This is a genomic window from Paraburkholderia sp. UCT2, assembly GCF_014397665.1.
GTDB lineage: Bacteria > Pseudomonadota > Gammaproteobacteria > Burkholderiales > Burkholderiaceae > Paraburkholderia > Paraburkholderia tuberum.
Genome location: NZ_VZQO01000014.1, coordinates 112,752 through 138,842, shown reverse-complemented (window position 1 = coordinate 138,842; position 26,091 = coordinate 112,752). Strand labels below are relative to the sequence as shown.

The 26,091-nt window shown below is 62.4% G+C and carries 21 protein-coding genes and 2 tRNA genes; 13 read left to right on the top strand and 10 right to left on the bottom strand.

Annotated elements, in window-relative coordinates; all coding sequences use genetic code 11:
• The first annotated feature begins 4 nt into the window (after window positions 1–4).
• The 8 genes from F6X39_RS14420 to F6X39_RS14385 all read left to right on the top strand — a co-directional run bounded on the left by F6X39_RS14420 (window position 5) and on the right by F6X39_RS14385 (window position 7,151).
• Window positions 5–952: an aminoglycoside phosphotransferase family protein gene (locus tag F6X39_RS14420; RefSeq protein WP_187617092.1), complete on the top strand. Its 948-nt coding sequence runs from the start codon at window positions 5–7 to the stop codon at window positions 950–952.
• A gap of 4 nt (window positions 953–956) precedes the next feature.
• Window positions 957–1,892: a choline kinase family protein gene (locus F6X39_RS14415; protein ID WP_187617091.1), complete on the top strand. Its 936-nt coding sequence runs from the start codon at window positions 957–959 to the stop codon at window positions 1,890–1,892.
• Window positions 1,893–2,170: 278 nt separating this feature from the next.
• Window positions 2,171–2,428 carry a hypothetical protein gene (locus F6X39_RS14410; protein WP_187617090.1) on the top strand — a complete coding sequence of 86 codons (258 nt, stop codon included), beginning with the start codon at window positions 2,171–2,173 and terminating at the stop codon, window positions 2,426–2,428.
• On the top strand, window positions 2,425–3,957 hold the full coding sequence (locus F6X39_RS14405) for a sodium:solute symporter (protein ID WP_187617089.1): 1,533 nt from the start codon (window positions 2,425–2,427) through the stop codon (window positions 3,955–3,957). Before F6X39_RS14410 ends, F6X39_RS14405 begins: the two co-directional genes overlap by 4 nt.
• Before the next feature lie 82 nt (window positions 3,958–4,039).
• A complete protein-coding gene (locus F6X39_RS14400; protein WP_187617088.1) occupies window positions 4,040–4,696 on the top strand; it encodes an HAD family hydrolase in 657 nt (218 codons plus the stop codon).
• Window positions 4,697–4,724: 28 nt separating this feature from the next.
• Window positions 4,725–6,119: an ethanolamine ammonia-lyase subunit EutB gene (locus tag F6X39_RS14395; protein ID WP_187617087.1), complete on the top strand. Its 1,395-nt coding sequence runs from the start codon at window positions 4,725–4,727 to the stop codon at window positions 6,117–6,119.
• Window positions 6,116–6,913 carry an ethanolamine ammonia-lyase subunit EutC gene (gene eutC, locus F6X39_RS14390; RefSeq protein ID WP_262414703.1) on the top strand — a complete coding sequence of 266 codons (798 nt, stop codon included), beginning with the start codon at window positions 6,116–6,118 and terminating at the stop codon, window positions 6,911–6,913. The genes F6X39_RS14395 and eutC overlap by 4 nt, the downstream gene beginning before the upstream one ends.
• Window positions 6,914–6,935: 22 nt before the next feature.
• Window positions 6,936–7,151, top strand: a complete 216-nt coding sequence (locus tag F6X39_RS14385) for a hypothetical protein (RefSeq protein WP_187617086.1) — start codon at window positions 6,936–6,938, stop codon at window positions 7,149–7,151.
• A 232-nt stretch (window positions 7,152–7,383) separates the two neighbouring features.
• Here the strand turns inward: F6X39_RS14385 and ggt are convergent, their stop codons facing one another.
• The 6 genes from ggt to F6X39_RS14355 form a co-directional block, all read right to left on the bottom strand.
• On the bottom strand, window positions 7,384–9,021 hold the full coding sequence (gene ggt, locus F6X39_RS14380; RefSeq protein WP_187617085.1) for a gamma-glutamyltransferase: 1,638 nt from the start codon (window positions 9,019–9,021) through the stop codon (window positions 7,384–7,386).
• Between the two features lie 62 nt (window positions 9,022–9,083).
• Window positions 9,084–9,980, bottom strand: a complete 897-nt coding sequence (locus F6X39_RS14375; RefSeq protein WP_187617084.1) for an ABC transporter permease — start codon at window positions 9,978–9,980, stop codon at window positions 9,084–9,086.
• The gene (locus F6X39_RS14370; RefSeq protein WP_187617083.1) at window positions 9,980–10,924 is read right to left on the bottom strand and encodes an ABC transporter permease; all 945 of its coding nucleotides are present in this window, start codon (window positions 10,922–10,924) and stop codon (window positions 9,980–9,982) included. The genes F6X39_RS14375 and F6X39_RS14370 overlap by 1 nt, the downstream gene beginning before the upstream one ends.
• Before the next feature lie 6 nt (window positions 10,925–10,930).
• Window positions 10,931–12,433 carry an ABC transporter substrate-binding protein gene (locus F6X39_RS14365; RefSeq protein ID WP_187617082.1) on the bottom strand — a complete coding sequence of 501 codons (1,503 nt, stop codon included), beginning with the start codon at window positions 12,431–12,433 and terminating at the stop codon, window positions 10,931–10,933.
• Between the two features lie 102 nt (window positions 12,434–12,535).
• Entirely contained in the window at window positions 12,536–13,669 is a 1,134-nt protein-coding gene (locus tag F6X39_RS14360; RefSeq protein WP_187617081.1) for an ABC transporter ATP-binding protein, read from the bottom strand.
• Window positions 13,666–14,688, bottom strand: coding sequence for an ABC transporter ATP-binding protein (locus F6X39_RS14355; RefSeq protein WP_187617080.1), 1,023 nt, complete (start codon window positions 14,686–14,688; stop codon window positions 13,666–13,668). Before F6X39_RS14355 ends, F6X39_RS14360 begins: the two co-directional genes overlap by 4 nt.
• A 128-nt stretch (window positions 14,689–14,816) precedes the next feature.
• Between F6X39_RS14355 and F6X39_RS14350 the strand changes: the two genes are divergently transcribed.
• Window positions 14,817–15,725, top strand: a complete 909-nt coding sequence (locus F6X39_RS14350; protein WP_187617079.1) for a LysR substrate-binding domain-containing protein — start codon at window positions 14,817–14,819, stop codon at window positions 15,723–15,725.
• A gap of 1,713 nt (window positions 15,726–17,438) precedes the next feature.
• Here F6X39_RS14350 and F6X39_RS14345 read toward each other — a convergent pair.
• The 3 genes from F6X39_RS14345 to F6X39_RS14335 form a co-directional block, all read right to left on the bottom strand.
• Entirely contained in the window at window positions 17,439–18,665 is a 1,227-nt protein-coding gene (locus F6X39_RS14345) for a tyrosine-type recombinase/integrase (protein WP_187617078.1), read from the bottom strand.
• 155 nt (window positions 18,666–18,820) lie between these two features.
• A tRNA-Leu gene (locus F6X39_RS14340) sits at window positions 18,821–18,907 on the bottom strand.
• Window positions 18,908–19,133: 226 nt separating this feature from the next.
• Window positions 19,134–19,220 (bottom strand) — tRNA-Leu (locus tag F6X39_RS14335).
• 414 nt (window positions 19,221–19,634) lie between these two features.
• Between F6X39_RS14335 and rnr the strand changes: the two genes are divergently transcribed.
• The 3 genes from rnr (at window position 19,635) to rpiA (ending at window position 23,828) form a co-directional block, all read left to right on the top strand.
• Complete coding sequence (gene rnr / locus F6X39_RS14330; protein ID WP_187617077.1) at window positions 19,635–22,118, top strand: ribonuclease R; 2,484 nt, start codon at window positions 19,635–19,637, stop codon at window positions 22,116–22,118.
• 132 nt (window positions 22,119–22,250) lie between these two features.
• Window positions 22,251–22,994: a 23S rRNA (guanosine(2251)-2'-O)-methyltransferase RlmB gene (gene rlmB, locus F6X39_RS14325; RefSeq protein ID WP_184029367.1), complete on the top strand. Its 744-nt coding sequence runs from the start codon at window positions 22,251–22,253 to the stop codon at window positions 22,992–22,994.
• Window positions 22,995–23,132: 138 nt separating this feature from the next.
• Window positions 23,133–23,828 (top strand): ribose-5-phosphate isomerase RpiA, encoded by a 696-nt coding sequence (rpiA, locus tag F6X39_RS14320; protein WP_018418246.1) that lies wholly within the window; start codon window positions 23,133–23,135, stop codon window positions 23,826–23,828.
• A gap of 90 nt (window positions 23,829–23,918) precedes the next feature.
• On the opposite strand, the gene F6X39_RS14315 is transcribed toward rpiA, so the two are convergent.
• Complete coding sequence (locus F6X39_RS14315; protein ID WP_187617076.1) at window positions 23,919–24,119, bottom strand: hypothetical protein; 201 nt, start codon at window positions 24,117–24,119, stop codon at window positions 23,919–23,921.
• Window positions 24,120–24,466: 347 nt separating this feature from the next.
• On the opposite strand from F6X39_RS14315, the gene F6X39_RS14310 reads away from it, so the two are divergent.
• Window positions 24,467–25,696 (top strand): glycosyltransferase family 4 protein, encoded by a 1,230-nt coding sequence (locus tag F6X39_RS14310; RefSeq protein ID WP_187617075.1) that lies wholly within the window; start codon window positions 24,467–24,469, stop codon window positions 25,694–25,696.
• The last annotated feature ends 395 nt before the right edge of the window (window positions 25,697–26,091 follow it).

Genomic DNA, 26,091 nt, shown 5'->3' with positions numbered 1-26,091 from the left:
GATAATGCTGACGGAATCGCCTGAATCCCTTCGATTGCTCGACGCGCTGCATGCAGCAGGGCTAGGCAACGACGCGCAGGTTGGGCACGGCACCGGAGCAGTCGCGTCGCCGACGCGGCTCGCGACCGAATGGGCCGGCTTCGTCGTCGCGGTGGGCGCTCAATCGTGGTATGCGAAAGTGCTGCACGACGATATGAAAGAATTGATCGACGTTGCGCGGACCGTCGACGCGAGCCGCTGTGCGGCACAAGCGGAAGCAACGGTCGCGCTGCGCATCGTTGATATGCAGCGCGGCGTGCTGCTGTTCGATCGATTGGAGGCCTCCGAATGGCGCTGGGCGCGCGTTGACGATCTGGCGTCACCCGAGCGTCTCGACGCGCTGTGGGCGGCGAAGCGGCAAGTGCATGACGGTCCAGCGCCCATGTTTGTCTCGTCTCCGATGGACGACATCGCCCGACTTCGGGCGCTGTGTCGACGTGATGCGGTGGAATTGCCGATCGACGGGTTGCGGACCGACGACTGCATAGATCGTGCATGGAATGCGTTGCAGGCATCGGACGTAGAGGTCGTGCCACTGCACGGTGACGGCCTTGCGAGCAACGTGATGGTTGGCCCGCAAGGCGAACTCAAGCTGATCGATTTCGATTACGGTGGCTGCGGCGACCCTTGGTACGACGTGGCTATCACGCTGAACGAGTTGTATCAGTTCGAGCCGCAATGGCGGGAGGGCATCGTGCGCTGGGCTGGCCGTTGCGACGAAGCCGACTACGCGCGTTGCCGTCTGTATGCGCTTGTCAACGACTGGTACTGGACACTGTGGGGATTGTGGCTAGGCACGACGTCACCGCGCCGTCTCGAATTCACGAAACTCGCTCAATGGACTTCGTTGCGCTGCCGACAAGGCATTCAGGACGCGCGCTTCGAAGGCTGGCTTCGTCTGCTGAAGGGATGATTCGATGAAAGCACTCGGTCAGGCTCAGACCCATCATGAACACGAGATTGAAGCGGCGATTCGTGAAATGCCTGCATGGAAAGGGTACGACATTCGCTACGCACCGGTAGGTGGCGGCATCTCGAACACGAACTGGCGCGTCGAAGTTGACGGCGCGCAGACTGCGTATTTTTTCAAAGTGCCGGGTCAGGGCACAGAGATGTTTATCGACCGCCGCACTGCACACGAAGCGAGCGTGAAGGCCGCGATAACCGGCTACGGCGCGCCGGTGTTCGCGTTCCTCGAGGACCTGGGCGTCGAGGTGTTCGAGTTCATGGAAGGCTGGCGCGCGTCGTCAAACCTCGACTTCCTCGAGCGTGAGGTCCGGCACAACGCATTGCGTGCACTGAAGGCGTTCAATGATCAGCCGGTGCTCGCTCAGACGAAGACCATGTTTGACATGATCGACGAACATCAGCAGCAGGTCGAAGCGTTGCACGCGGTTAAACCCCTGGATCACGACTGGCTGTGCCAGCAATACCGTCGTGCCCGTGCGGCGCTCGAAGCGTCGGGCCTGGATCTCGCGCCCTGCATGAACGATACCCTCGCCGGCAACTTCATGCTGAACGATGCGCGCGAGATTCGCCTGGTCGATTTCGAGTACGCGTCGAACAACGACCGGCATTACGAGCTCGCCCTGTGGTTCGGCGAGATGTTCTTCGCGCCCGGGATGGAACTCGCGCTGCTCGAGGACTATTTCGGTCGCGTGACGCCCCAGGTCGTCGCGCGTGTGCAGTTGAACAAGGCGCTCGCCGATCTGAAATGGTCGACGTGGGCGATGGTGCAGCGTGCGGTGTCGCGGCTCGATTTCGATTTCTATAAGTACGGGTTCTGGAAACAGATGCGCGCTCGCATCGTCTTTCAGGATCCGCAGTGGGAGACCTGGCTGAGGCAGGCGTGAAGAAACTAGGCGCTTGAAAACAGCTCCGTGCATAAACTGGTTCTGCGCCGACGCTTGAGCTTGACGACCTATTGAGAACCCGATTTCATTTTCAGGATGGGAAGGCATCATGGTTACTAAGGAATCCAGAGCGAAATTAAAAGCGATTGGTTGCGTCCGGTCGGATCTGACGCCACCTTCGGTCCGGCACGCCGAAGGCGGTGCCTATCGGCTGGGCGCGCGAGATGACAGCGCGTTCCATTCGTGTCCTTCAACCCGCCGCTAGCGAGGAGCCGATCATGGCTGAATCGATCCAAAGCTCGATGCCGAATTCGAAGAAGATTGTATTCGGCATCTATTTCTTCCTGCTCCTTCTGATGGCGCTGTGTCCACCGTTCTATCTAGGCGTCAGCGGCAGTACGCAACTCGTGCTCGGCGTACCGCTGCCGATCTTCTACTGGATCGCGAACGCGGTCCTGGTCGGGCTCGGCGTATGGGCGCTGTACGTGGCCGAAGGCGTGTCCGGCGAACTCGCCAACGAAGGAGAACCGACATGATCCACTTCACGAATCCCGGCAACCCGGCCGTCACGTTCGGCATGATCGTCGTGTTTCTCGTTGCGATGATCGCGGTGCTGTATGCCACCAACCGCCGGAGCACAAGCTTCTCCGACTATGCCGTCGGCGGCCGCTCGTACGGCCCGTGGTTCGTCGCGATGAGCTACACGAACTCGTGGTGGCCCGGCTCGACGTTCACCGCGTTCTTCGCGCTGTCGGTCGGCGGCGTGCTCGGTTTCTACGGGATGGTCTACGCGACGCTCGGCGTGACCGCGATGTATCTGATGGCAAACCGGGCGTGGTCGTGGGGCCGGCAGTTCAACCTGACGACGCAGCCGGACCTCCTCGGCATGCGCTACAACAGCCCGGTCGTCAAGCGAATCGCGTCGATCATCGGGATCATCTCGGTGTTTCCGTGGGTCGTGATGGGCATCCAGGCGCTCGCGACGTTATTCCAGTTCGCAACGTTCGGCCAGTGGACCGTGACGGCCTGCCTGACTGCTGGTGTTGTGATTGTACTGATCCGCCAGTACTGGACCGTCAGCATGGGGATGCGGGGGCTGATCATGACCGACATGTTCCAGGGGCTGATTGCGTACGTGCTGTGCGCGGTGCTGTGCATCCTGTTGCTATTCGGCAACCACGCGTCATTCTCGAACCTGTCGCAACTGCCGGCGAAGATGCTGCTGATTCCCGGCGACGCGCGTACCGGTTACGGTCCTTGGTACATGTTCAGCCTGATCTTCACCGGTGTGATCGGCTCAATGTGCTGGCCGATGAGCTTCCAGCGGATCTATACGGCGAGCGGCGTAAGGGCCGTCAAGAAGGGCACGCTGCTGACGATGCTGCTGGTCGGCGGGTTCTATTGCATCCTGATGCTGTTCGCGGCTGCCGCGAGTCAGGATCCGAACGTAGCCGCACAGCCGCAGCACGGTTGGTTCGTCGCACTCGCCGATATCGGCGGCCCGTGGCTTCTCGCGGTGGCAATCGTGATTGTGCTTGCGGCGAGCATCGGCCATGTCGACGGTTGTGTGCAGGTCTGCGGCACGCAGTTCGCCAACGACCTCGCGACGTGGAATACGCCGCGCAGCGATCGCCAGTTGATGGTGTTGTCCAAGGCGGGCATGGTCGTGTTCATCGGCGCAGCGGCGATCCTTGCATATCTGACTTTCGACTACAGCCGACTGCAATTACTCGCGCAGATTTCATATCAAGGGATCATCCAGCTTGCGGTCCCGCTGTTCTTCGGCATCTTCACGCGGCGTGGCAACAAGCAGGGCGCGATTGCGGGAATGCTGGTGGGCATTGCAATCGCGATCGTGCTGACTTCCGTCTATCCGGACGACATCCGCGCGCTCGGTTCGCTGACCAGCGGGATTGTCGGGCTCGCAGCGAACTTCGTCGTGTTCGTCGTGTTTGCGTTAGCGATCAAACCGTCGACCGACGAGATCGCCCGGCTCGACCGGCTGTTCGCGAAGCCTGTGCGCGGCCGCGCACCTTCGACGGTCGCCGTACCGGTAACACATTAAGGAAAAGCGGCCGCGGCGGCCGGCATGGATCTCGCATTTTGATACTGCCGCGGCATCGAGAATTTGACTCAACGGAGGCCGGATGACTTTAGCGATTTTCGATCTTGACGACACGATTATCAATGGTGATTGCGCGAATTTGTGGAGCAGCGAGATGGCACGCCTGGGATGGGTCGGCGATGGCGATGCATTTGTACGGCAAAACGACGAGATGATGCGTGCCTACGGCGAAGGATTGCTGACGATGGACGATTACATGAAAGCAACACTCGCACCGCTCGTCCGTCGCCGCGTCGTTGATGTGCGCCATCAGATCGATGCGTTTGTTGAACAGGTGATCGAGCCGAGAATTCGGGCCGACGCGCGGAATGTGATCGACGCCCATCGCCAGCGTGGCGACACCCTGCTGATTATCTCGGCGTCGAGCGCGCATCTGGTCGAGCCAATTGCGGCGCGAGTCAGTATCAATCATGTTCTGGCGATTGATATCCAGACGGAGGACGGTGTCTATACGGGACGCACCTCCGGCGTACTGACGTATCGGGAAGGCAAGGTAGTTCGGCTGCGCGCATGGCTAAAGGCGCACGACGAAAGCCTGGCCGGTGCCAGCTTCTATTCCGACTCGCAAAACGATTTACCTCTGCTGTGCGAGGTCGACAGGCCGCATGTGGTCAATCCGGACCGGGTGCTGGCAGCGCATGCGAAGGAGTGTGGGTGGCCTGTGTTGACATGGCACTAACGTGCGCGGCACTCTGGAGCAACGCGAGATGAACTATACCGAAGCGATCGGCACACGCACCTACCGGTTCGACGATCTCAAAACGTTGCTGGCGAAGGCGAGCCCGCTGCGCTCGGGCGATCAGCTCGCAGGCACCGCGGCGGCCAGTGAGGAAGAACGCGTCGCAGCCAAGATGGCACTCGCGCAGGTGCCGTTGCGCACCTTCCTCAACGAGGCATTGATTCCGTACGAAAGCGATGAAGTCACGCGCCTTGTCATAGACGATCACTCGCCCGAAGCTTTCGCCGAGATATCCCATCTGACGGTCGGCGATTTCCGCAACTGGCTACTCAGCAGCGAGACGGATGCCGATGCACTCACGCGTATCTCCGCCGGCCTCACACCGGAGATGGTCGCCGCGGTGTCGAAGCTGATGCGTAACCAGGACCTGATCGCGGCGGCGCGCAAGCGTCCGGTGATCACACGCTTTCGCAACACCGTGGGATTGTCTGGCCACATGTCAGTGCGCTTGCAACCGAATCATCCGACCGATGATGTCAAGGGCATCGCCGCCTCGATGCTCGACGGCCTGATGTACGGTTGCGGTGACGCGATGATCGGCATCAATCCGGCTACCGACAGCCTGGCCGCGATCACCACGCTGCTGCTGATGGTCGACGATTTCCGGCAACGCTATCAGGTGCCGACGCAATCATGCGTACTGACGCACGTCACCAACACGATTGCCGCAATCGGCAAGGGCGCGCCGGTCGATCTGGTGTTTCAGTCGATTGCCGGTACGGAAAAGGCGAATGCCGGCTTCGGCATTTCGCTTGCGTTGCTGCAGGAAGCCTATGAAGCGGCGCTCTCGCTCAATCGCGGCACAGTCGGCAACAACGTGATGTATTTCGAAACGGGGCAGGGCAGCGCGTTGTCGGCGAATGCGCATCATGGCGTCGACCAGCAGACCTGCGAAGTGCGCGCCTATGCGGTGGCACGAAAGTTCAATCCGTTTCTCGTCAATACGGTGGTCGGTTTCATCGGCCCGGAATACCTCTATGACGGCAAGCAGATCACGCGCGCGGGTCTCGAAGATCACTTCTGCGGCAAGCTGCTCGGCGTGCCGATGGGTTGCGACATTTGCTACACGAACCACGCGGAAGCCGATCAGGACGATATGGACAACCTGTTGACGCTGCTCGGCGTCGCGGGAATCAACTTCATCATGGGCGTCCCCGGCGCGGACGATGTGATGCTGAGCTACCAGAGCACCTCATTCCACGATGCGCTTTATGTGCGCGATGTATTGGGCCTAAAGCGTGCGCCGGAATTCGAAGAGTGGCTGGAGTCGATGCAGGTCACCGACGCGCTCGGCGTGTTGCTCAATGGCGCGATACGGCAACCTTTGCTGGAAGGTGCGCGCGAATGGATGGGGATCGCATGAGCAACGACTTCCTCGAAAAGAACCCCTGGAGCGCATTGCGTCAGTTCACCAATGCGCGTATCGCATTGGGTCGTGCCGGCAACAGCCTGCCGACTGGGCCGCTGCTCGCGTTCAATCTATCGCACGCGCAGGCACGCGATGCGGTGCATCATCCGCTCGACGCTGATTCGCTGCATGAGCAGTTGCGCGCGAACGGCTTCACCACGCTCGATGTGCATAGTGCTGCGCCGGACCGTCAGCATTACTTGCGGCGTCCGGATCTGGGGAGACGCCTGTCGGAGGAGAGCCGCGAGGCGCTTGCGCAAGCCTCCATCGAAGCGCCGGAAGTGGTGTTCGTGATTGCCGATGGGCTGTCGGCCTGTGCTGCTGCAAAGCAATCCATTCCGCTTTTGAGGGCCGTCTCTTTACGCCTCGCGGATTGGAGAATCGGTCCGGTGGTGGTCGCTCGGCAAGCACGGGTGGCGCTTGGCGATGAGATCGGCGAAATTCTACGGACCAGGCTCGTCGTGATGCTGATCGGGGAACGTCCCGGGCTGAGCTCGCCGGATAGCCTCGGCATCTACCTGACGTACGCGCCTAAAGTAGGGTGCGCCGATGCGCAACGCAATTGCATTTCGAACGTGCGCTCCGAGGGATTGAGTCACGGCGCAGCCGCGCACAAGCTGCACTATCTGCTGACGCATGCGCGCCGCTTGGGCCTCACTGGCGTGGGACTTAAAGACGAGAGCGATGCATTGCTGGAAGAGGCGCCCAAAGACGCGTCCACGGCGATCGCAGCACCGGACGCCAACTAACTTCGATGTTGTGGAGGTTGTCATGGTCATCCAGTCCAATCAGATAGCACTGCCTCTTCCGTTCGAACTCGACCTGTGCGCATGGACAAACGCCGTGTACGAAGAAGCCTTCGGAGAGGGATTCATTCGCGTGCCTTGGGAACCTGACGACGCGTTCGTCCGGCGATTGCAGTCTTTTTTCCGCACCGGCCTGTCGCCTGCTGAAGCTGTGAGCGCGTGCTTCTGTCTGAACCACTAATGCCAAACCGGCCTGAGTATGAAAGTCGAGGTCCGCGATCGACAGGCCGGACAGATTGACAGACACGGTAGCCGATCAATCGCACGGTCCGCCTTCCAAGGAAGTTGCTTGGGGACAGATAGACTCACGTGCCGTCACGCGCTTCACCAAGCGCATGAGTGGCGGCCGAGCCTCGCAAGCGGCGGGTCGCCACCTGCGAGGCCCACGCGCGTTGTACAGCACGGCTGCCGAATCAGAACCCGGCAGCCAGTCCGTCGCGCCGGGTGTCGCTCGCGGCGACATAACCGCGCTCGGGGTCGTTGCGATCGAGCTTGCAGATGTACTGCCCGGAGCCGAAGTCCATATACGGATCCTCGACCGACTTGATCGTATGGCCGAGACCCTCGAGCGCGCGCACCGTGTCCTCATCGAGCGTCGCCTCGACGTCGACCGAGAAGTCGCGATTGACCTTCCAGCGCGGCGCGTCGCAGGCGGCCTGCGGTTGCTGGCCGTAGTCGAGCATGCGCACGATCGATTGCAAATGTCCCTGCGGCTGCATGTCACCGCCCATCACCCCGAAGCTCATCACCGCTTCCTGCCTGCCGTCCGCCTGCTGGGTCAGGAAAGCAGGGATGATTGTATGGAACGGTCGCTTGCCGCCCTCGACCACGTTCGCCGACTTCGGATCCATTGAGAACCCGTAGCCGCGGTTCTGCAGCGAAATGCCGGAGTCCGGCACCACGATGCCCGAGCCGAAACCCATGTAGTTCGACTGAATGAAGCTGACCATCATGCCGCGCTCGTCGGCCACCGACATGTAGATCGTGCCGCCCGCCTTCGGCATGCCGAAGGCGAATTGCGTGGCACGCTTCGGGTCGATCAGCTTCGCGCGCGACTTCAGGTACGCGTCGTCGAGCATCTGTTCGGGCGTGACCTCCATCGAACGCGGATCGGCGACGTACTGGTACACGTCGGCGAACGCGAGCTTCATGGCTTCGATCTGCAGATGCTGCGATTCGATGCCGTCAATCGGCAGCGAGCCCACGTCGAACTGTTCAAGAATGCCGAGCGCGATCAGCGCGGCAATGCCCTGGCCGTTCGGCGGAATCTCGTGCACCGTGTAGCCGCGATAGTCCTTGCTGATCGGTTCGACCCAGTCGACGCGGTAGTTGCGCAGGTCGTCCATCGTGAGCGCGCCGCCGCCCTGGCGCGAGAACGCGGCGAGCTCTTCTGCGATCTCGCCTTCGTAGTACGCACGCGGGCCTTGTTCAGCGAGCTTGCGCAGCGTCTTCGCGTGACCGGGAAAGCGCACCAGTTCACTGACTTCCGGCGCCCGGCCGCGCGGCATAAACGTGTCGGCGAAACCGGGCTGGTTCTTCAGTTCGGGCACGGCCGCCGCCCACTTGTACGCAACGATGCTCGCCACCGCATGGCCCCGCTCGGCGATCTCGATGGCCGGCTCCATCAGATCGGCGAACGGCAGCGTGCCGAACTTCTGATGCAACGCCTCCCAGCCGGCGATCACGCCCGGCACAGTCACCGCGTCCCAGCCGCGCTTCGGCTGCTTCGCGAGACCGTTTTCCTCACCGTACTTATGCTTAAAGTAATCGACGTTCCACGCCGCCGGCGATACGCCGGAAGCATTCAGGCCATGCAGCTTTTTGCCGTCCCAGACGAGCGCGAACGCGTCGCTGCCGAGGCCGTTAGAGACCGGCTCGACGACAGTGATCGCCGCGGCCGCGGCAATCGCCGCATCGATGGCATTTCCGCCTTTCCACAACATGCGCAAGCCGGCTTGTGCGGCAAGCGGATGGGACGTCGAAACGATGTTGCGCGCGAACACGGGCAACCGGGGTGTTGGATACGGGTTTAGCCAATTGAAACGTGTCATTGAAAACTCAAACGAAAGTGATGAGAGGGCAGTCGGCCGATTGAAGCGGTGATGGAATCCGGTTACGACTCGCGCGGATCGAGCGCATCACGCAGACCGTCGCCGAGCAGGTTGAAACCGAGCACGGCCAGGAAGATCGCGATGCCCGGGAAAATCGACATCCACGGCGCCTGGCTGACAAAATCCTTCGCGGTGTTGAGCATCGAACCCCACGACGGCGCCGGCGGCAACTGGCCGAGCCCGAGGAACGACAGGCTCGCTTCGGCGATGATCGCGGTCGCGATCGTCAGGCTTGCCTGCACGATGATCGGCGCCAGCACGTTCGGCAGGATGTACCGCACGATGATCCGTGCGTGGCCAAGGCCGATTGCCCGCGCGCCTTCGACGTATTCCTCAGCCTTCACGGTGATCGCCTGGCCGCGCGTCAGCCGGACGAAGCGCGGCATCGCGGAGATGCCGATCGCGGCCATCGCGTTGGTCAGGCTCGGTCCGAGGAATGCGGCGAGCGCGATGGCGAGGATCAGGAACGGAATCGACAGCAACGCGTCGGCGATTCGCGAGACCACGCCGTCGACGAGCTTGCCGAAATAGCCGGCCAGCAAGCCGAGCGGCACGCCGATCACGACCGCGATGCAGACCGACACGACGCCCGCCAGCAGCGACGCACGCGCGCCCCACAGCAGACGGCTCAGCACATCGCGGCCGAGTTCGTCGGTGCCGAACCAGTGCGCGGCCGAAGGCGCCTGCCGCACGGTCATGAAGCTGGCCTGCACCGGGTCGTAGTGTGACAGCCACGGCGCGAATACCGCCATGAAGACGATGAGCAGCACGAGCGCCGCGCCAAACACGGCGGCGCGATTGCGCATGAATTTCACGAGTCCGCGGCGCTTGCGGCGCGGCATTACGGTCGTCTGCGACGCAGCGGCCGATGCGTGAACGGGGGTGGCGGGAGTAGCCATCAGCTGCGTCTCAGTCGGGGATTGAGGAGGACGTACAACACGTCGGCGCACAGGTTCACGACGATGAAGCACAGCGCGGTGACGAGCACCACACCCTGCACGACCGCGTAGTCGCGATTGAACACGGCATCCACGATGAGCTTGCCGAAGCCGGGGATCGTGAAAACCTGCTCGGTCAGCACCGCACCCGCGAGCAGTTCGCCGAACAGCAGCGCGAGCACGGTGACGATCGGAACCAGCGCGTTGCGAAAAGCGTGCTTGACGACGACGGTGCCGCGCAGCAGCCCTTTGGCACGCGCGGTCCGAATATAGTCGGTGCGCAGCACGCTCAGCATCGCGCTGCGCGTGTGGCGCATCAATTGCGCGCCGAGCGAGGCGCCGAGCACGAACGCGGGCATCAGCATGGTCTTGATGCTGAGCCAGAAGTCTTCGGTCGGCGACACGTAGCCGGACGACGGCAACAGATGCCAACGCACCGACACAATGAAGATCAGCATGATCCCGAGCCAGAAGTTCGGGATCGACATGCCGGACAGCGCGAAGACGTTCGCTCCGTAATCGAGCGCGCCGCCGCGGCTTGCGGCGGAGATGATGCCCGCCGGAATACCGATACCGATCGCGAAGATCATCGCCATCGCCGCGAGCTGCAGTGTGACCGGCAGCTTCTGCGCGATCAGCGACGTCACCGGCACGTCGGTGCGCAGCGACGCGCCGAGATCGCCGTGCACGACGTCACGGACCCACAGCGCGTACTGCGTCGGCACCGGCTCGTCGAGGTGGTACTTGACGCGCAGCGACGCGATCAACTGCGGATCCTGATCTTCGCCGGCCATGGCCGTCACCGGATCGCCAGGAAGCAGCTTCTGCAGGCCAAAGATCAGCATCGACACGAGAATCAGCGTCGGAATGGCGACCAGCACGCGATTTGCAATGATCTGCAGCATGATCGGTCAGCCCTTGATACTGACGCCGCGCAGGCGGATCAGGCCGTCGGGATAGGGCGTGAAGCCTTGCACCTTCTTCGACAGCTCGAATGGCCACGGCTGGTTATAGACATAGATGATCGGATCGTCGTCGGCGAGCAGCTTCGACGCCGCGTCGTACTCCGTTTTGCGGTCCGCGGTGGTCAGTTTCACGCGCGCGGCGTCGAGCAACTGGTCGACTCCGGGGTTGCAGTAACGCGCGTAATTGAGGTTGCCGGCGCACGTGTTGAACTGATGCAGGTTGCCGTCCGGATCGACCCGGCCCGACCAGCCGAGGTACATCGCCTCGAAGTCGCCGGTGTGCGCGGCATTGAGTTCGGTCGCATAGTCGGTCGGCCGCAGCTTCAGGTTGAAGCCGGCTTCGCTGACCATCGCCTGCATCATCTGCACGATCTGGCTCGACACCGTGTTGTTCGGGTAAGTGAACTCGATGTCGACGTGCTCGTGGCCCGCGGCCTTCAGCAGCGCCTTCGCCTTCGCGATGTCGCGATGCTGCATTGGCAGCGACGCGTTGTAGTACGGGCTCGACTTCGGCACCGCCTGATTCGCCGGCGCGAAGATACCCGCGCCGATCACCTGGTCGATCGCGTCGCGGTCGATCGCGAGTTCGAATGCCTGCCGCACGCGCTTGTCTCTCAGCACCGCATTGCTGCGCTTGCCGTTACCGATGTTGAACGTAACGTAGTAGTAGCCGAAGCCGCTGACCGGCGCGAACTTGAAGTTCGTGTCGCTCTTGACCGACGCCACATCGGACGGCGCGAGGCGCTCAAGCATGTCGAGCGAACCCGAACGCAGATTGGCGAGGCGCACGGTGCTGTCCGGAATCGGCAGGAAGACCACGCGCTGGATCGGGTATTTGTCGGCGTCCCAGTAGCCAGGGAATTTCTCGAGCACGACGCGATCGTTCTGCACGCGTTGAACGAACTTGTACGGACCCGAACACACCGGATGCGCGGCAACGCCGGCCGGATCGGCGAACGTCTTCGGCGCGAGCATCATGCCGGCGCGGTCGGTCAGCGTCGCGAGCAGTGCGGCGTCCGGCTGCTTCAATACGATCGCAACCGTGTAGTCGTCGATCACGTCGACGTGATCGACCGACGCAAGTTCGCTCTTGCGGTTGCTCGTCTGCAGCGTGCGGTCGCGGTCGAGGTTTGCCTTGACGGCGGCCGCATTGAACGGCTCGTCGTCCTGGAACTTCACCCCTTGACGCAGCTTGAACGTCAGCGTCTTGCCGTCGGCACTCGTCGTCCACGACGTTGCCAGCATCGGCACGATCTTCAGGTCGGGCGTGATATCGACCAGCGCATTGCACATCGACGCAAACACGATCCGGTCGACGAGCTGCACACTGCGTGCGGGGTCGAGCGAACCGATGTCGTCCTGCAAGCCGATCCGTATCGTCTGGCTGGTCTGGGCCATCGCAGCGCTGGCGCTGAGTGCGAGCGCTGCGGCAATCAACATTCTTCGCATGAGGAGTTCCCTTTGTTTCCATTTCATAAAATGGTTTGGTGAAGGGGCAGCGGCGCGGCACGCGGCTCAATTCTTCACTCGAATTTCATCTCGACCACCGGCTCAGTCGCCACCGGCCGCGGCCAGCGTCGTTTGGCGGTTGCGGTAGATCGCGAGCCGCTCGATCAATTTCGGGCTGACGCTCGTGGCCAGCGGCGCGCCGCCGCCGGCGTTCTGGATCTCGCGCCAGAAGTGGCACGCGACCTGCCGTCCGTCCTCGAGTCGTTCGCTGGTTGGCCGCGCTTGCGCGCAGTACGGCTTCGCATGCGGACAGCGCGTATGGAAACGGCAACCGGAAGGCGGCGCGGTCGGACTCGGCAGATCGCCGGACAATGAAGGCTTCGCACGCCGCTCGTGCGGGCTACTCGCCGGAATCGCGCGTAGCAGTGCTTGCGTGTACGGATGCAGCGGCGCGTCGAACAGTGCATCGACATCGGCCAGTTCGACGATCTCGCCGAGATACATCACGGCGACGCGGTCGCTCAAATGGCGGATCACCGCGAGGTCATGCGCAACCATGATCAGCGTGAGGCCGAGGTCCTGTTTCAGTGTCTCGAGAAGATTGATCACCTGCGCCTGCACCGAGACGTCGAGCGCCGACACCGGCTCGTCGCCGACGATCAGCTTCGGCTCACCGGCCAATGCGCGCGCGATGCCAATCCGTTGTCGCTGGCCGCCGGAGAATTCGTGCGGGTAACGGTCTGCGTAGGCCGGTTGCAGGCCGACCGTGCGCAGCAGTTGGGCGACGCGCTCGCGGTGTTCGGCGTTGTTGCGCGCGAGCCCGTGCAATGAGATCGGCTCGCCGACGATCTGGCCGATGGTCATGCCCGGATTCAGCGACGCGAACGGATCCTGAAAGATGATCTGCATTTCGCGGCGCAACCGCCGCAGCGGCGCGCCTTGCTGATGCGTGATGTCCTTGCCTTGATAGAAGACGCGGCCGTCTGTCGAGTCGATCAAACGGAGCAGCAAGCGTCCCAGCGTGGACTTGCCACAGCCAGATTCGCCGACGATCGCGAACGTCTCGCCGGGTTGGACCGCGAACGACACGTCGTTGAGTGCATAGACGGTTGGCGTGCGCGTGAAGAGCTGCCGCGTACCGCCAAAATGCTTTGTCAGTGAGCGCGCCTCGATGATCGGCGTCGGCGAATTCGAGGCCGGGTGTGCGTGCGGCGTCGGTTTAGTGGGCGTCGTCATGCAATTTCCTTGCGCAATAGCGGCGCGGCGATCTGTTCGACGGGAGCGAGCCAGCACGCGACGCGATGCACGCCGGCGATCACCCTGTCGGGCGGCGCGGCGTCAATGCAGCGTTGCTCGGCGAACGGGCAGCGCGGCGCGAAGCGGCAGCCGTGCGGCATCAACTCGGGCGACGGCACTGAACCGCGGATCGTCGCGAGCGCGCCTTCGCGCTTGCCGACCGACGGAATCGCGCCCATCAGGCCGATCGTGTAAGGATGCTGCGGGTCGTCGAACAGATCGGCGACGGTACCGTATTCGACGATGCGTCCCGCGTACATCACCGCCACGTGGTCGGCGACTTCCGCGACGACGCCGAGGTCGTGCGTGATCAACACCATCGCAGTGCCGGTCTCGGCTTGCAGATTTTTCACGAGCGCCAGCACCTGCGCCTGGATCGTCACGTCGAGCGCGGTCGTCGGCTCGTCGGCGATCAACAGGCGCGGGCGGTTCGCGAGCGCCATCGCGATCATCACGCGTTGGCGCATGCCGCCGGAAAGCTGATGCGGGTACGCATCGAGCCGGGTTTCCGGCGCCGGGATCCGCACCAGCCGCAGCATCTCGAGCGCCTGCTCGCGCGCCTGCCCGCGCCCGACATCGCGATGCCGCCGGATGCTTTCGCCGATCTGCTCGCCGACCGTGAACGCCGGGTTCAGCGACGTCATCGGCTCCTGAAAGATCATCGACAGCCGGTTGCCACGAATGTCGGCCAGTTCGCGTTCGGACAGCGCGAACAGGTCCTTGCCTTCGAAGTGCGCGGTGCCGGCGACGCGTTGCGCAGGCGGACTCGCGAGCAACCCCATCAGTGCAAGCGACGTCACGCTCTTGCCGCAGCCCGATTCACCGACGATGCATAGCGTCTCGCCAGTGCCCACTGAGAACGACACGTCGTGGACGAGGTTCGGCACCTCGGCGGCGCGCGAGAACTTCAACGAAAAGCCGCGGACCTCCAGAACTGGTCGGCGGGCGGCATCGGTCATGCTGGGAAACTCCATATCGCGCTGCTAGTCCTGTTCAAGGCTGTGCTGGCGGCAAGTATGTGGTGCGCTTCACGATGGAAAATATTAATATTTCTTACCGATACTTAACTTTTCCTTGAGAATGAGCGATGCCGACCCTCCGCATGCTAAGAACCTTTCGAGCCGTCGCGCGGACCGGATCATTCGCGGCAGCGGCCGGGAGCGTCGCGCTGACCCAGGCGGCGGTCAGCTTGCAGATGCGCGGGCTCGAACAGGCGCTGGGCCGCCAGCTGTTCGACCGCAGCGGTCGGCAGATTGCGCTGAGCCGCCACGGACAAGAGATCTGGCCGAAAGTCGAGCAGATTTTCGACCTGCTGGCCGAACTCGAGGCGACGCCGGCGGATTCGATGGTCGGGCCGGTGACCATCGGCGCGATGGTGTCGGTGATCGGCGCGCTGTCGCTGGTCGTCGCGCATTTGAAGGCCGCGCATCCGCAACTGGATGTGCGGCTGCTGTCGTCACGCTCCGACGAACTGGCGCGGATGGTGGAGGCGGGTGAGGTCGATATCGCGGCGATCGTCGCGCATGCCGACACGACGCTATCCGACACGCTGAAGTGGACGACGCTATACACGGAGCCGCTGATGCTGGTGGTTAGCCGCGAAATCGGCGACAACGATCCGCAGAGGATCCTGCGCAGCCACCCCTTTCTGCGCTTCGACCGGCGGGTGCGCACCGGGCGCGTCGTCGAGCATGCACTGCAGACAGCCGGCGTGACGGTCAACGAATACCTCGAACTCAACTCGATCGAGACGATCGTCGCGCTGGTGCGCGAAAATGTCGGCGTCACGGTGCTGCCGCTTCTGCATCGCGGCAACTGGCAAAACGATCCGTTACTACGCGTGCTGTCGATTTCGGATCCGCCGGTGTTGCGCACGGTCGGCATGATCCAGCGCGCGTCATATGACCGGCCCGGCATCACGCAGGCGATTATCGATGCGCTGCACAGCGACTGGGCGCTTGACCCTTCGATATCCAGGCCGCTTGCGGATCCGTGAAAGACTAATTTGACTCTGTCAATAAATTCATGCCATTGTAGAAACTTCTTCAGACTTGGCATGAGGAAGCGATGGTCGGGAAATTGTCGTTCGATGAGTACCTGGAGCATCTGTGCGAGGCACTCGGGCACTGCCGCTCGCCCGACAACCGGAAATAATTTTACATAAAAGAAATGAGAAAAATTTTGACTGTAGCGGCTATATCCTATTGTCGTGTTTTGTGTAGGCTCAGTGTTGGGCATTCAGTTCAGTGCGTCGGCGACGAATGCAACTGCGACGAGCACTATGACGACTCGGAAGCGGCGCGGATGAAACTCTGGAATTCGAGCGTTGGCCCCTTGGGCGCCTGAAACCGGCGATAGCCTATCCTGCCGTTACTGGTTTTTATGTCTTTAAGATCGCCGTTCGCGAATCCGGTGAGTGGGCCTAACCATGGTCGAGCGGATAGATGGACTACCGCTGCAAAACGCCGTGTCTGGACGCGCAGGAAAAACGCGTGGCCCGCGCGGGAAGATGAAACATGCGCAGTGAAATGAACAGGACGTCGCATGGACATCTCCGGCCGTTCGCGCGAGTAAGCTGATCCACTTGGAACACGAAAGCTAAATGCCGAGCGCAGCATGCAAAACCATTGCGGTCATGCTTCGCGCAAAAAGACAGCAGCTCCGATCCACGAGGGTGTCAATGCTCGCGCAGGTTAAACGAGTCTGCTCCCGTGTGGCAGCGCAGGAAAACCTTGTCTTCCGTGCAGGTTTCAGCAGGTCCTGCGATCACCTGACACAGTATCGTGAGCCACGAATTTCAAAGACAGTCAGCTGCCAACGAACGGTGATTGATCGTTAGATCGGAGGCGCGACGTCGCTGCATATCTTCGCGTGCAATTGAAGGCACTGCCGTTCGCGACGGAGTAAAAAAATTCTGATTCCGGGCAATTCCGGTCCGCTCCTGGACGTTCCGATACCTCGAATTGGGTCTGTTTTCAGGGATTGACGACCGTTAATCTCCTCCGCAAGATGGCATGAAGGCAGTGTGTTGCATCCACCGGTTGAATCCGCCCCGAGTTCGGGGCATTCGGCGTCGTGCGGCGTATGCCTGTTGTATCTCAGAAGCCGTCATTGCGGCAGCGTTGATTTCGGTGGGAGGAGAGGAGCGCTAGCCCCTGATAGATTGGTATTCCTCTGTTTCGTCCAAGTGTCAGGTGCTTAACGGTTGTTGGAGCGGCAGTGAGCGTGCTTTTGCTTACGGGAAGCGCTGTTCGATCTTTGAATGATCGGCGAGGTTCGGCCGACCGCTTTGAAAAGAGTATGACTTGACGGTATCTCTCTGCGGGACACTTTGAGACGACCGACCTTGACGTTTTTGTAAATCTGGCGGCGTTGATCTGCCAGTGCGGCCCGATGAAGGCTGTCAAGTGCTGGGAGGAAATTTCGGTATCGCTGGCGGTATCGGCGCTAAATAGCCGGGCGAGAAAGCCGTCTCGACAAGGGTTCAACCGTCTAATTGACGATCGAGTGGGAATTGCGGGCCTCGGCTCGGTTTCGGTAAATGGCCGGGGCCAGCCGGGTGCGAACTTCGAGATGTTTGAGAAACGCGAGAAGATGGCCATGACGCCACCGAGTCAGCCATGGCGCCGCCGGTGTTCCGCAAGTTAGGGTTCGTCGATGTTTCGCTGATGACCTCACATCCCCGGAGCTTGTGTTTTTACAAGCAATTTCACTTTGCCGCGCCCCCTGGCGGTGTTGTTGTACATAGTCCGTCGATGTAGTCCGCCCACTCCTGCATCACGTGGCGACGGTCATCGTCAAAGGTTGTTCTGTCGTAGGCCTTCTGTACGTCACCTCGTTTCGCGTGTGCGAGTTGCGCTTCGAGAACATCGATGTCGATGCCAAGCCGCTCCCTGCCAACGGTTCGCAGCATACCGCGGAACCCATGAGTTGCATGTTTTCCTTGGAACCCCATGTCGCGCAAAGCCTTGCTTAACGCGTCTCGGTGCAAATGCGGCGTCTTCTGGCGCGCGGGCGACGGAAACACATAGTGCCCACGGCCTGTGAGCGACTGTAATTCGCCGAGCAACGCAACCGCCTGTTTAGGTAACGGCACGATATGGTCGTGGCGCATCTTCATCCGGCTGGCGGGGATATGCCACTCGCCCGCGTCAAGATCGATTTCGTCCCACGGTGCAGTCGCCACTACTCCGGGACGTAGGCCAGTGAGCATGGTCAGCTTTAGAGCTGCCCTCGTGATTGGCGACTGGTATGTATTGATGGCCTGCACGAGCGGGACGATTTCGGTGGGCTTCGTAATCGCCGGTATGTGACCTTTCTCGTGTCGCGGGATGACGCCGCGCAGCGACAACGGAATACCGTCCTCTCTCAGGCTATGGTGGATCGCGTAGGTTACGATGCCGCCGACGTATTGGCGCGCCTTGGTTGCGAGGTTGGGGGCATGCGCCGCTATTGCTTCCAACACCGGCTTGACTTCCGATGTAGCGAGCGTCGAGATGGGCTTGTTGTGTAGTGGCGGGATCAGGTATTGCCGAACTACGAATTCCGCTTTGCGATAGGTTTCGTCGGCCCACTCCTTCCGTTTGAAGGCGAGCCAATTCTCGGCGACGAGGTGGAACGCCCCTTCGGCGACCCGTTTGCGTGCGGCAGATTCCGCCCTGCGGTGCTCGACGGGATCAGTACCCTCTCGTACGAGGCTCCGAGCGATCACGGCAGACTTGCGCGCGTCGACGAGCGCAACCTCAGGGTAGGGGCCGAGGCTGAGGAAGTTTTCCTTCCCAGTGCCCGGGCGGCGATAGCGGAGCAGCCAAGTCTTGCTCCCGTCCGGCCAGACGCGCAGAGCGAGCCCATTCCCGTCGGTGAGCAGATAGGGGCGCTCGCGCGGTTTGGCGACGCGAAAGACCACCTCGGACTTCGGTTCGACGCGTTTAGGCATGACCCGGCACCTCGATTCCGCGTATACGCAAGTGTATACGCAAAAATCGTCGATGCCATCGGAACTTGACGGTCGTCCGCGGAAACAAAAAACCCCGTAAGACCATGATCTTACGGGGTTTCTCGGACTACATCGGCTTACGCCGGAACTACTGATGGTGCCCAGGAGAGGACTCGAACCTCCACGGTGTTGCCACCGCTAGGACCTGAACCTAGTGCGTCTACCAATTCCGCCACCTGGGCACGTCTTCAAGCTAGACCGCTATTTTAGCAAGATGATTAAGTTTGTCAATTCCTGCTTCAAACAAACTTGCTTTTCTCATCCGCTCGGTTGAACGCGCAGCGAAGTAATGCAATCGCTACTGAACCACCGTCCTGCTGATCCGGCAATCGAAACACAAACAACGATTTCGACTACCAGGCCTTACAAAAAAGTAGAGCCGCCAAAAGGCGGCTCTACTTTTGAATCTGGTGCCCAAGAGAGGACTCGAACCTCCACAGTGTTGCCACCGCTAGGACCTGAACCTAGTGCGTCTACCAATTTCGCCACCTGGGCAGGTGATGAACAGCAAAGACCGCAATTATAGCGACAGATTCCGACCTGTCAAGCGATTTGCCGAACGCGATTCAACCTCGCGGCGAGCCCGGCGCACTATGCGTCCCAACCACCGCCGCAGGCCCGCGTGGTGCCCGACACGGGTGTTAGAATGCCTCGCAGTAGTTCGTTGGCACGATGCACATCCGGCGTCCCGACGCGAGTGTGGACATGCGATCAGGCAGACGTGCGTCGGCTGGCGTCGAACGAGCCGGACCCAGGCAGTTTCCGGTGCAAATCGCAGTGGAGCAGAAGAGCAGAAAGCAGCAGGTGCAATGACCGAGCCAGCGCAGCCGCCGTGCAGATGCAGCCGAGCGCGACTGCGCGCATTACGCAAACGCCTTCCAGGCCGGATCACATCGCCGACCGACGTCCATGCAACGAGAAAAAATCATCGACAAGCCCTTGAGCAAATTTCCGTATCCGATTCCAAGCCGCGAAGAAATCCTCGGCGTGCTGCGCACGAGTGAAATGCCGCTTGCCGCGAACGACATCGCCGAAGCCCTGTCGATCAAGCGCCAGGAGCGCGAAGGATTTTTCAAGCGTCTCGGCGCAATGGAGCGCGACGGCCAGATCCGGCTCGATCAGCGCAATCTCTATCAACTGACCCATCCGTCGAACTTCGTCGCGGGCCGCGTCCAGGGCCATCGCGACGGCTACGGTTTCCTGATTCGCGACGACGGCCAGGACGACCTGTTCCTGCCCAACGGCGAGATGCAGAAGGTCATGCACAACGACCGCGTGCTCGCGCGCATCGTCGGCTATGACCGGCGTGGGCGGCCCGAAGGGCACATCGTCGAGGTCACCGACCGCGCGAACAAGCGCGTGATCGGCCGTCTGCTCAACGAGAACGGCGCGCTGATCGTCGCGCCTGAAGACAAGCGCATCGGCCACGACATCCTGATCACGCAGAACACCCGCAAGGCGAAGGTTGGCCAGGTCGTGGTGGTCGAGCTGACCGATTTTCCGAGCCGTCATTCGCAGCCGCTCGGCCGCGTGGTCGAAGTGCTGGGCGATATCGACGACCCCGGCATGGAAATCGAAATCGCGGTGCGCAAGTACGGCGTGCCGCACGAGTTCGGCGAGGCCGCGCTGGCCGAAGCGGCGAAGCTGCCCGACGAAGTGCGCCCGGCCGATATTCGCCATCGCGTCGATCTGCGCGACGTGCCGCTCGTCACGATCGACGGCGAGGACGCGCGCGACTTCGACGACGCCGTCTATTGCGAGCCGGTGCAGGTGGGCCGCGGCGACGGCTTCCGCCTGATCGTCGCGATCGCGGACGTGTCGCATTACGTGCTTGCGCAAAGCGGGCTCGATACCGACGCGATCGAGCGCAGCACGTCGGTGTATTTCCCGCGCCGCGTGATCCCGATGCTGCCGGAGAAGCTGTCGAACGGACTGTGCTCGCTGAATCCGCAAGTCGACCGCTGCGTGCTCGTGTGCGACATGATCGTCACCGCGCGTGGCGACGTGAAGGCGTATCAGTTCTATCCGGGCGTCATGCATTCGGCCGCGCGGCTCACCTACACCGAAGTCGCCGCGGTGCTGAAAAACACCAAAGGCCCGGAAGCGACCCGCCGCGCCGCGTTGCTGCCGCAACTGCAGAATCTGTATGGCGTCTACAAGGCGCTGTTCGCGGCGCGTCAGAAGCGCGGCGCGATCGACTTCGATACGACGGAGACGTACATCGTCTGCAACGCGCAGGGCAAGATCGAGCAGATCGTGCCGCGCACGCGCAACGATGCGCACAAGCTGATCGAGGAATGCATGCTGGCCGCGAACGTGTGCGCGGCGGACTTCCTCAAGCGCAACAAGCATCCGGGCCTGTTCCGCGTGCATGCGGGCCCGAGCGCGGAAAAGCTCGAGAACCTGCGTACCTTCCTGCGCGGCATGGGCCTGACGCTCGGCGGCGGCGACACGCCGCACGCGAGCGACTACGCCGCACTGATGGCGCAGATCCGCGACCGGCCCGACGCCTCGATGCTGCAGACGATGCTGCTGCGCTCGATGCAGCAGGCGGTCTACAGCCCCGACAACATCGGCCACTTTGGCCTCGCCTACGAGGCCTACGCACACTTCACGAGCCCGATCCGCCGTTACCCCGACCTGCTCACGCACCGCGCGATCTACGCGATCCTGCAGGGCCGTAAGTATCAGCCGCAGCCGCCGCACGGCGTCGAGCTCAATACCGCACTGTCGCCGCGCGCCCGCGCGATGCAACAGGCCGACGAGGAAAAGCGGGGCGCCCGCGGGCGCGCGAACAACGTGGCGATCTGGGAAGAACTTGGGCTGCACTGCTCGGCGAACGAGCGCCGCGCGGACGAAGCATCGCGCGATGTCGAAGCGTGGCTCAAGTGCTATTTCATGCGCGACAAGCTCGGCGAAGAGTATGGCGGCATGGTCAACGGCGTCACGTCGTTTGGTATTTTCGTGCAGCTCGATTCGCTGTTCATCGAAGGCCTCGTGCATGTGACCGAACTCGGCTCCGACTACTTCCAGTACGACGAGATCAAGAACGAGCTGCGCGGCGAGCGCACCGGCATTCGCTACCGGCTGTCGGATCGCGTGCGCGTGCAGGTGAGCCGCGTCGATCTCGACGCGCGCAAGATCGACTTCCGCCTCGTGCGCGATACGCCGATCAAGCCGCCTTTGGCACGTGGCATCGCGGCGGATAAGGGAGAAGGCGCTGGCCCGCGCGTGCGCGTGATGCCGCCGGTGGAAAGTGGCGCGTCGGTGCCGGGTCCGCGGCGCAAGAAGGCCGCGCCCGCGCAGAGCGCGGCGGTCAGGGAAGCGCGCGTGGCGAGGAAGCACGGTGTCGCGACCAAGGCGGCGTCGAAGCAGGCACGCAAGAAGCGCTGAGGCTTTCACAGCGCCGGGACCGCGCGCAGCGGGCACGTGAGCACGTGCCGGTTGCGCGCGGTCTGCCTTTTGGTTTCATATTCATCACAGTGGCGCGCGTTGAATGCGCGCCCCATCAAAGGTTGTTCAGTCATGGCACGTCATAAGGTCTTATACGGTTTCCACGCAGTGACCGCGCGTATCCGGCACGATGCGTCGACGGTCGAGGATGTCTATTACGACGCGACGCGCAAGGACCGTCGTATGACCGAATTCCTGCATGCGGCGAAGGACGCGGGCGTGCGTCTGATCGCCGCCGACGAAACGCGTCTGTGGGGCCTCGCGCGCACGGAACGTCACCAGGGCGTGGTCGCGCGCGCGGGCGATCTGCCGCTTGCGCAGAATCTCGCCGAACTGCTCGACGGCATCAGCGGCTCGCCGCTGATCCTCGTGCTCGACGGCGTGACCGATCCGCACAATCTCGGCGCCTGCCTGCGCGTCGCCGACGCGGCCGGCGCCCACGCGGTGATCGCGCCGCGCGATCGCGCGGTGGGACTGAACGCGACCGCCGCGAAAGTCGCGAGCGGCGCGGCCGACACGGTCCCGTACATCACGGTCACGAATCTGGCGCGCGCGCTGCGCGAACTGAAGGACGCGGGTGTCTGGGTGGTCGGCACGGCCGACGACGCGCAGAAGAGTGTCTACGAAACGGAACTCGACGGGCCGGTGGCGCTCGTGATGGGGGCCGAAGGCGAGGGCATGCGACGCCTGACGCGTGAAACCTGCGATGTCGTCATGAACATTCCGATGGCGGGGACGGTGGAGAGTTTGAATGTATCCGTGGCTAGCGGAGTGTGTCTGTTCGAGGCTGTGCGGCAGCGGGCGGTGAAGAAGTAGTTTTTCTGTCGTCGTTCTTGTTGTTGGCCGATTGTGGGCGCCCGGAACGCGGTGGTGGTTCCGGGCGTTTTGCTTTGAGTGCCTTCTCCGCGCCACTCCGGTAAACTACGGGTTTTTCACGCTTTTTCCGCCTCTCCCATGACTCAAGACGAACTCAAGCAACTGGTCGGCCAGGCCGCCGCCGATTACGTGAATGCCAACGTGCCGCAAGGCTCGGTGATCGGCGTCGGCACGGGCTCCACCGCGAACTGCTTCATCGACGCGCTGGCCGCCACCAAATCCCGCTATCGCGGCGCGGTGTCGAGTTCGCTCGCCACCACCGCGCGTCTGCAATCGCACGGCTTCAAGGTGCTCGACCTGAATGAGATCGACTCGCTGCCGGTGTACGTCGACGGCGCCGACGAAATCGATCACAGCGGCGCGATGATCAAGGGCGGCGGCGGCGCGCTCACGCGCGAGAAGATCGTCGCGTCGGTGTCGGAAGTATTCGTCTGCATCGCGGATGCGAGCAAGGTCGTCGAGACGCTGGGCCATTTCCCGCTGCCGATCGAAGTCGTGCCGATGGCGCGCACCGCGATCGGCCGGCGCGTGACGGCGCTCGGCGGCGTGCCCGTCGTGCGTGTGACGAAAGAGGGTGTGCCGTTCATCACCGACAACGGCAACGAGATCATCGACGTGAAGGGCTTGAGCATCAGCGACCCGCGCACGCTCGAGGCGCATATCAACGCATGGCCCGGCGTCGTCACGGTCGGCCTGTTCGCGGGCCGCGGCGCGAACCTGTGCCTGCTCGGCACGGACACCGGCGTGCAAACGATCACGTACGGCCAGAATTAAGCGAATTGCGTTTCTGTTCGCTCTGACGCGTGTGAGCCGCTCCAACGGTTCACACGCGTTTTTTGTTGCGGTCGTGCCGCACGATCCCGCTTATACCGCCCGCCGCGGCGGCAACGCGCGCACCTGGCGGAAAATGCCTGGCACCGTGCGCAGACAGTTAGCCGCCGATGCCCGCCGCGCGATGCCCGACACGCGCGCGTCGCCGATCATCCGCGCGCCAGGCGCTTCGAAGCGCACGCGCAACGGACCGTCCGACAGCAGCACCACTGCGTCGCGCGCCGTGCAGCGCACGGCGAATTCCCCCAGGGCCGAACCCGGCCCTCCCAACTGACTGCTCCGATCGCCAAACGGCACGCGAGGCACGGCGGCCGTCGAGCTCGCTCGCCCGTCGCTCGCGCAGCGCTCCGATCGTAAAGGTGTGGGCTGGACTGGCGAGCAGGCGTGGGGCGATACGTCAGGCGTAGTGCACATACGAAAGCGCGGAAATGAAGCCGTGTTTTTGCAGACGCGAACGGACTCTGCGAATTACTCGCTTACTGTCGCACGTCGAATGTGGGCACGCGCACGCACAGTCAGGAACGTGGCACATACACTCTTCTCTGAGGCCAGGTGGCGATTCGTGACAGATAGGACGGGATATGAAAGTGGCGATCGTGCACGATTGGCTGGTCGCTCCCGGCGGCGCCGAGAAAGTGCTCGGGCAGATCATCGAGTGCTTTCCCGACGCCGACGTTTTCAGCGTCGTCGATTTCCTAGAAGATCGCACGCCGCTTGCCGGTAAGCCGGTCACCACGTCGTTCATTCAAGGCCTGCCGTTTGCGCGCAGCCGTTATCGCGCCTATTTGCCCTTGATGCCGCTCGCCGTCGAACGGTTCGATCTGTCGAGCTATGACCTGATCATCACCAGTTCTTGCGCAGTCGCGAAGGGCGTATTGGTCGGCCCTCATCAGACGCACATCAGTTACGTGCACTCGCTGATGCGATATGCGTGGGATCTGCAGCATCAGTATCTGCGCGAAGCGAATCTGCTGCGCGGGCCGAAGTCGTGGGCCGCGCGGGTATTGCTGCATTACCTGCGCGGCTGGGACGCGCAGTCGACGAATGGTGTCGATCGTCTGATCGCGAATTCGCAATCGGTCGCGCGGCGCATGATGAAAACCTATCGGCGCGATGCTGCGGTGATTCCGCCGCCCGTCGACGTGAACGAATTCGAACTGCGCACCGAAAAAGACGATTTCTATCTGACCGTGTCGCGGATGGTGCCGCACCAACGCATCGATCTGATCGTCGAGACGTTCAACGCCACGCCGCAGCGCAAGCTGATCGCGATCGGCGACGGGCCGCAGATGGCGTCGATCCGCGCGAAGGCAGGACCGAACGTGACGGTCCTCGGCTATCAGCCATTCGGCGTACTGAAGGAGTATCTGGCGCGCGCGCGAGCCTTCGTGTGCGCCGCCGAGGAAGATTTCGGCATCGTGCCGCTCGAAGCGCAGGCCTGCGGCACGCCGGTCATTGCGTTCGCCAGGGGCGGGGCGCTCGAAACGGTAGTGCCGGTCGGCGACCCGCACCCGACCGGCGTTTTCTTCGCGCGTCAGACGGCGGTGTCAATGCTCGACGCGATCGACCGCTTCGAGCGGCTGAGCGCGTACATCACGCCGGCGGCCTGTCGCGCGAATGCCGAGCGGTTTTCGGCTCAGGTGTTCCGGCGGGCGTTCATGGCCGAGGTCACGCGCACGATTGCGGCGGTCGCTCAGGGTCTGCCGGCGATGGAGCTGGGGGAGCAGGTGAGGTGGGCGCAGCCCGATCTCGGGACCCGGGAACTCGGCATCGCCAGCGACACGGCGCCGAAAAGCAGGTGGAGGCAATGAGGTGAGGGTCTTTCGCTGTTCTCGCCTCGTGGAGTTTTCGATAGGAGAGAAAGAGGTTTTCGTCGTCATGCAGTGATTTCGCAACGGGCAGTAACGAGCCGTTCTGACCAACGCGTCCGGGCGGCTCTTGGTGTGGGCGCGTCCGCTTCGCGCTTTGTGTCGGCAGCGCCTATCGCGTATCGCGCGATTCGCGTCGCGCGTGCAAGGCCAGCCGCGGCGGGCCATTGTCAAGCACGCAGTATTGGACTTCAAAAAACGACATCGGGGTGCACGCCACGCGCTGTGGGCGAGATATTCGCCGGCGCGGCATGCCTCGCGTGGCCATAACGACCTGAAGCAGACGTTCGCTATCGTGATCGCTGAATTTCCTCACTGCGAAGTTCGCCGTGCCGGCA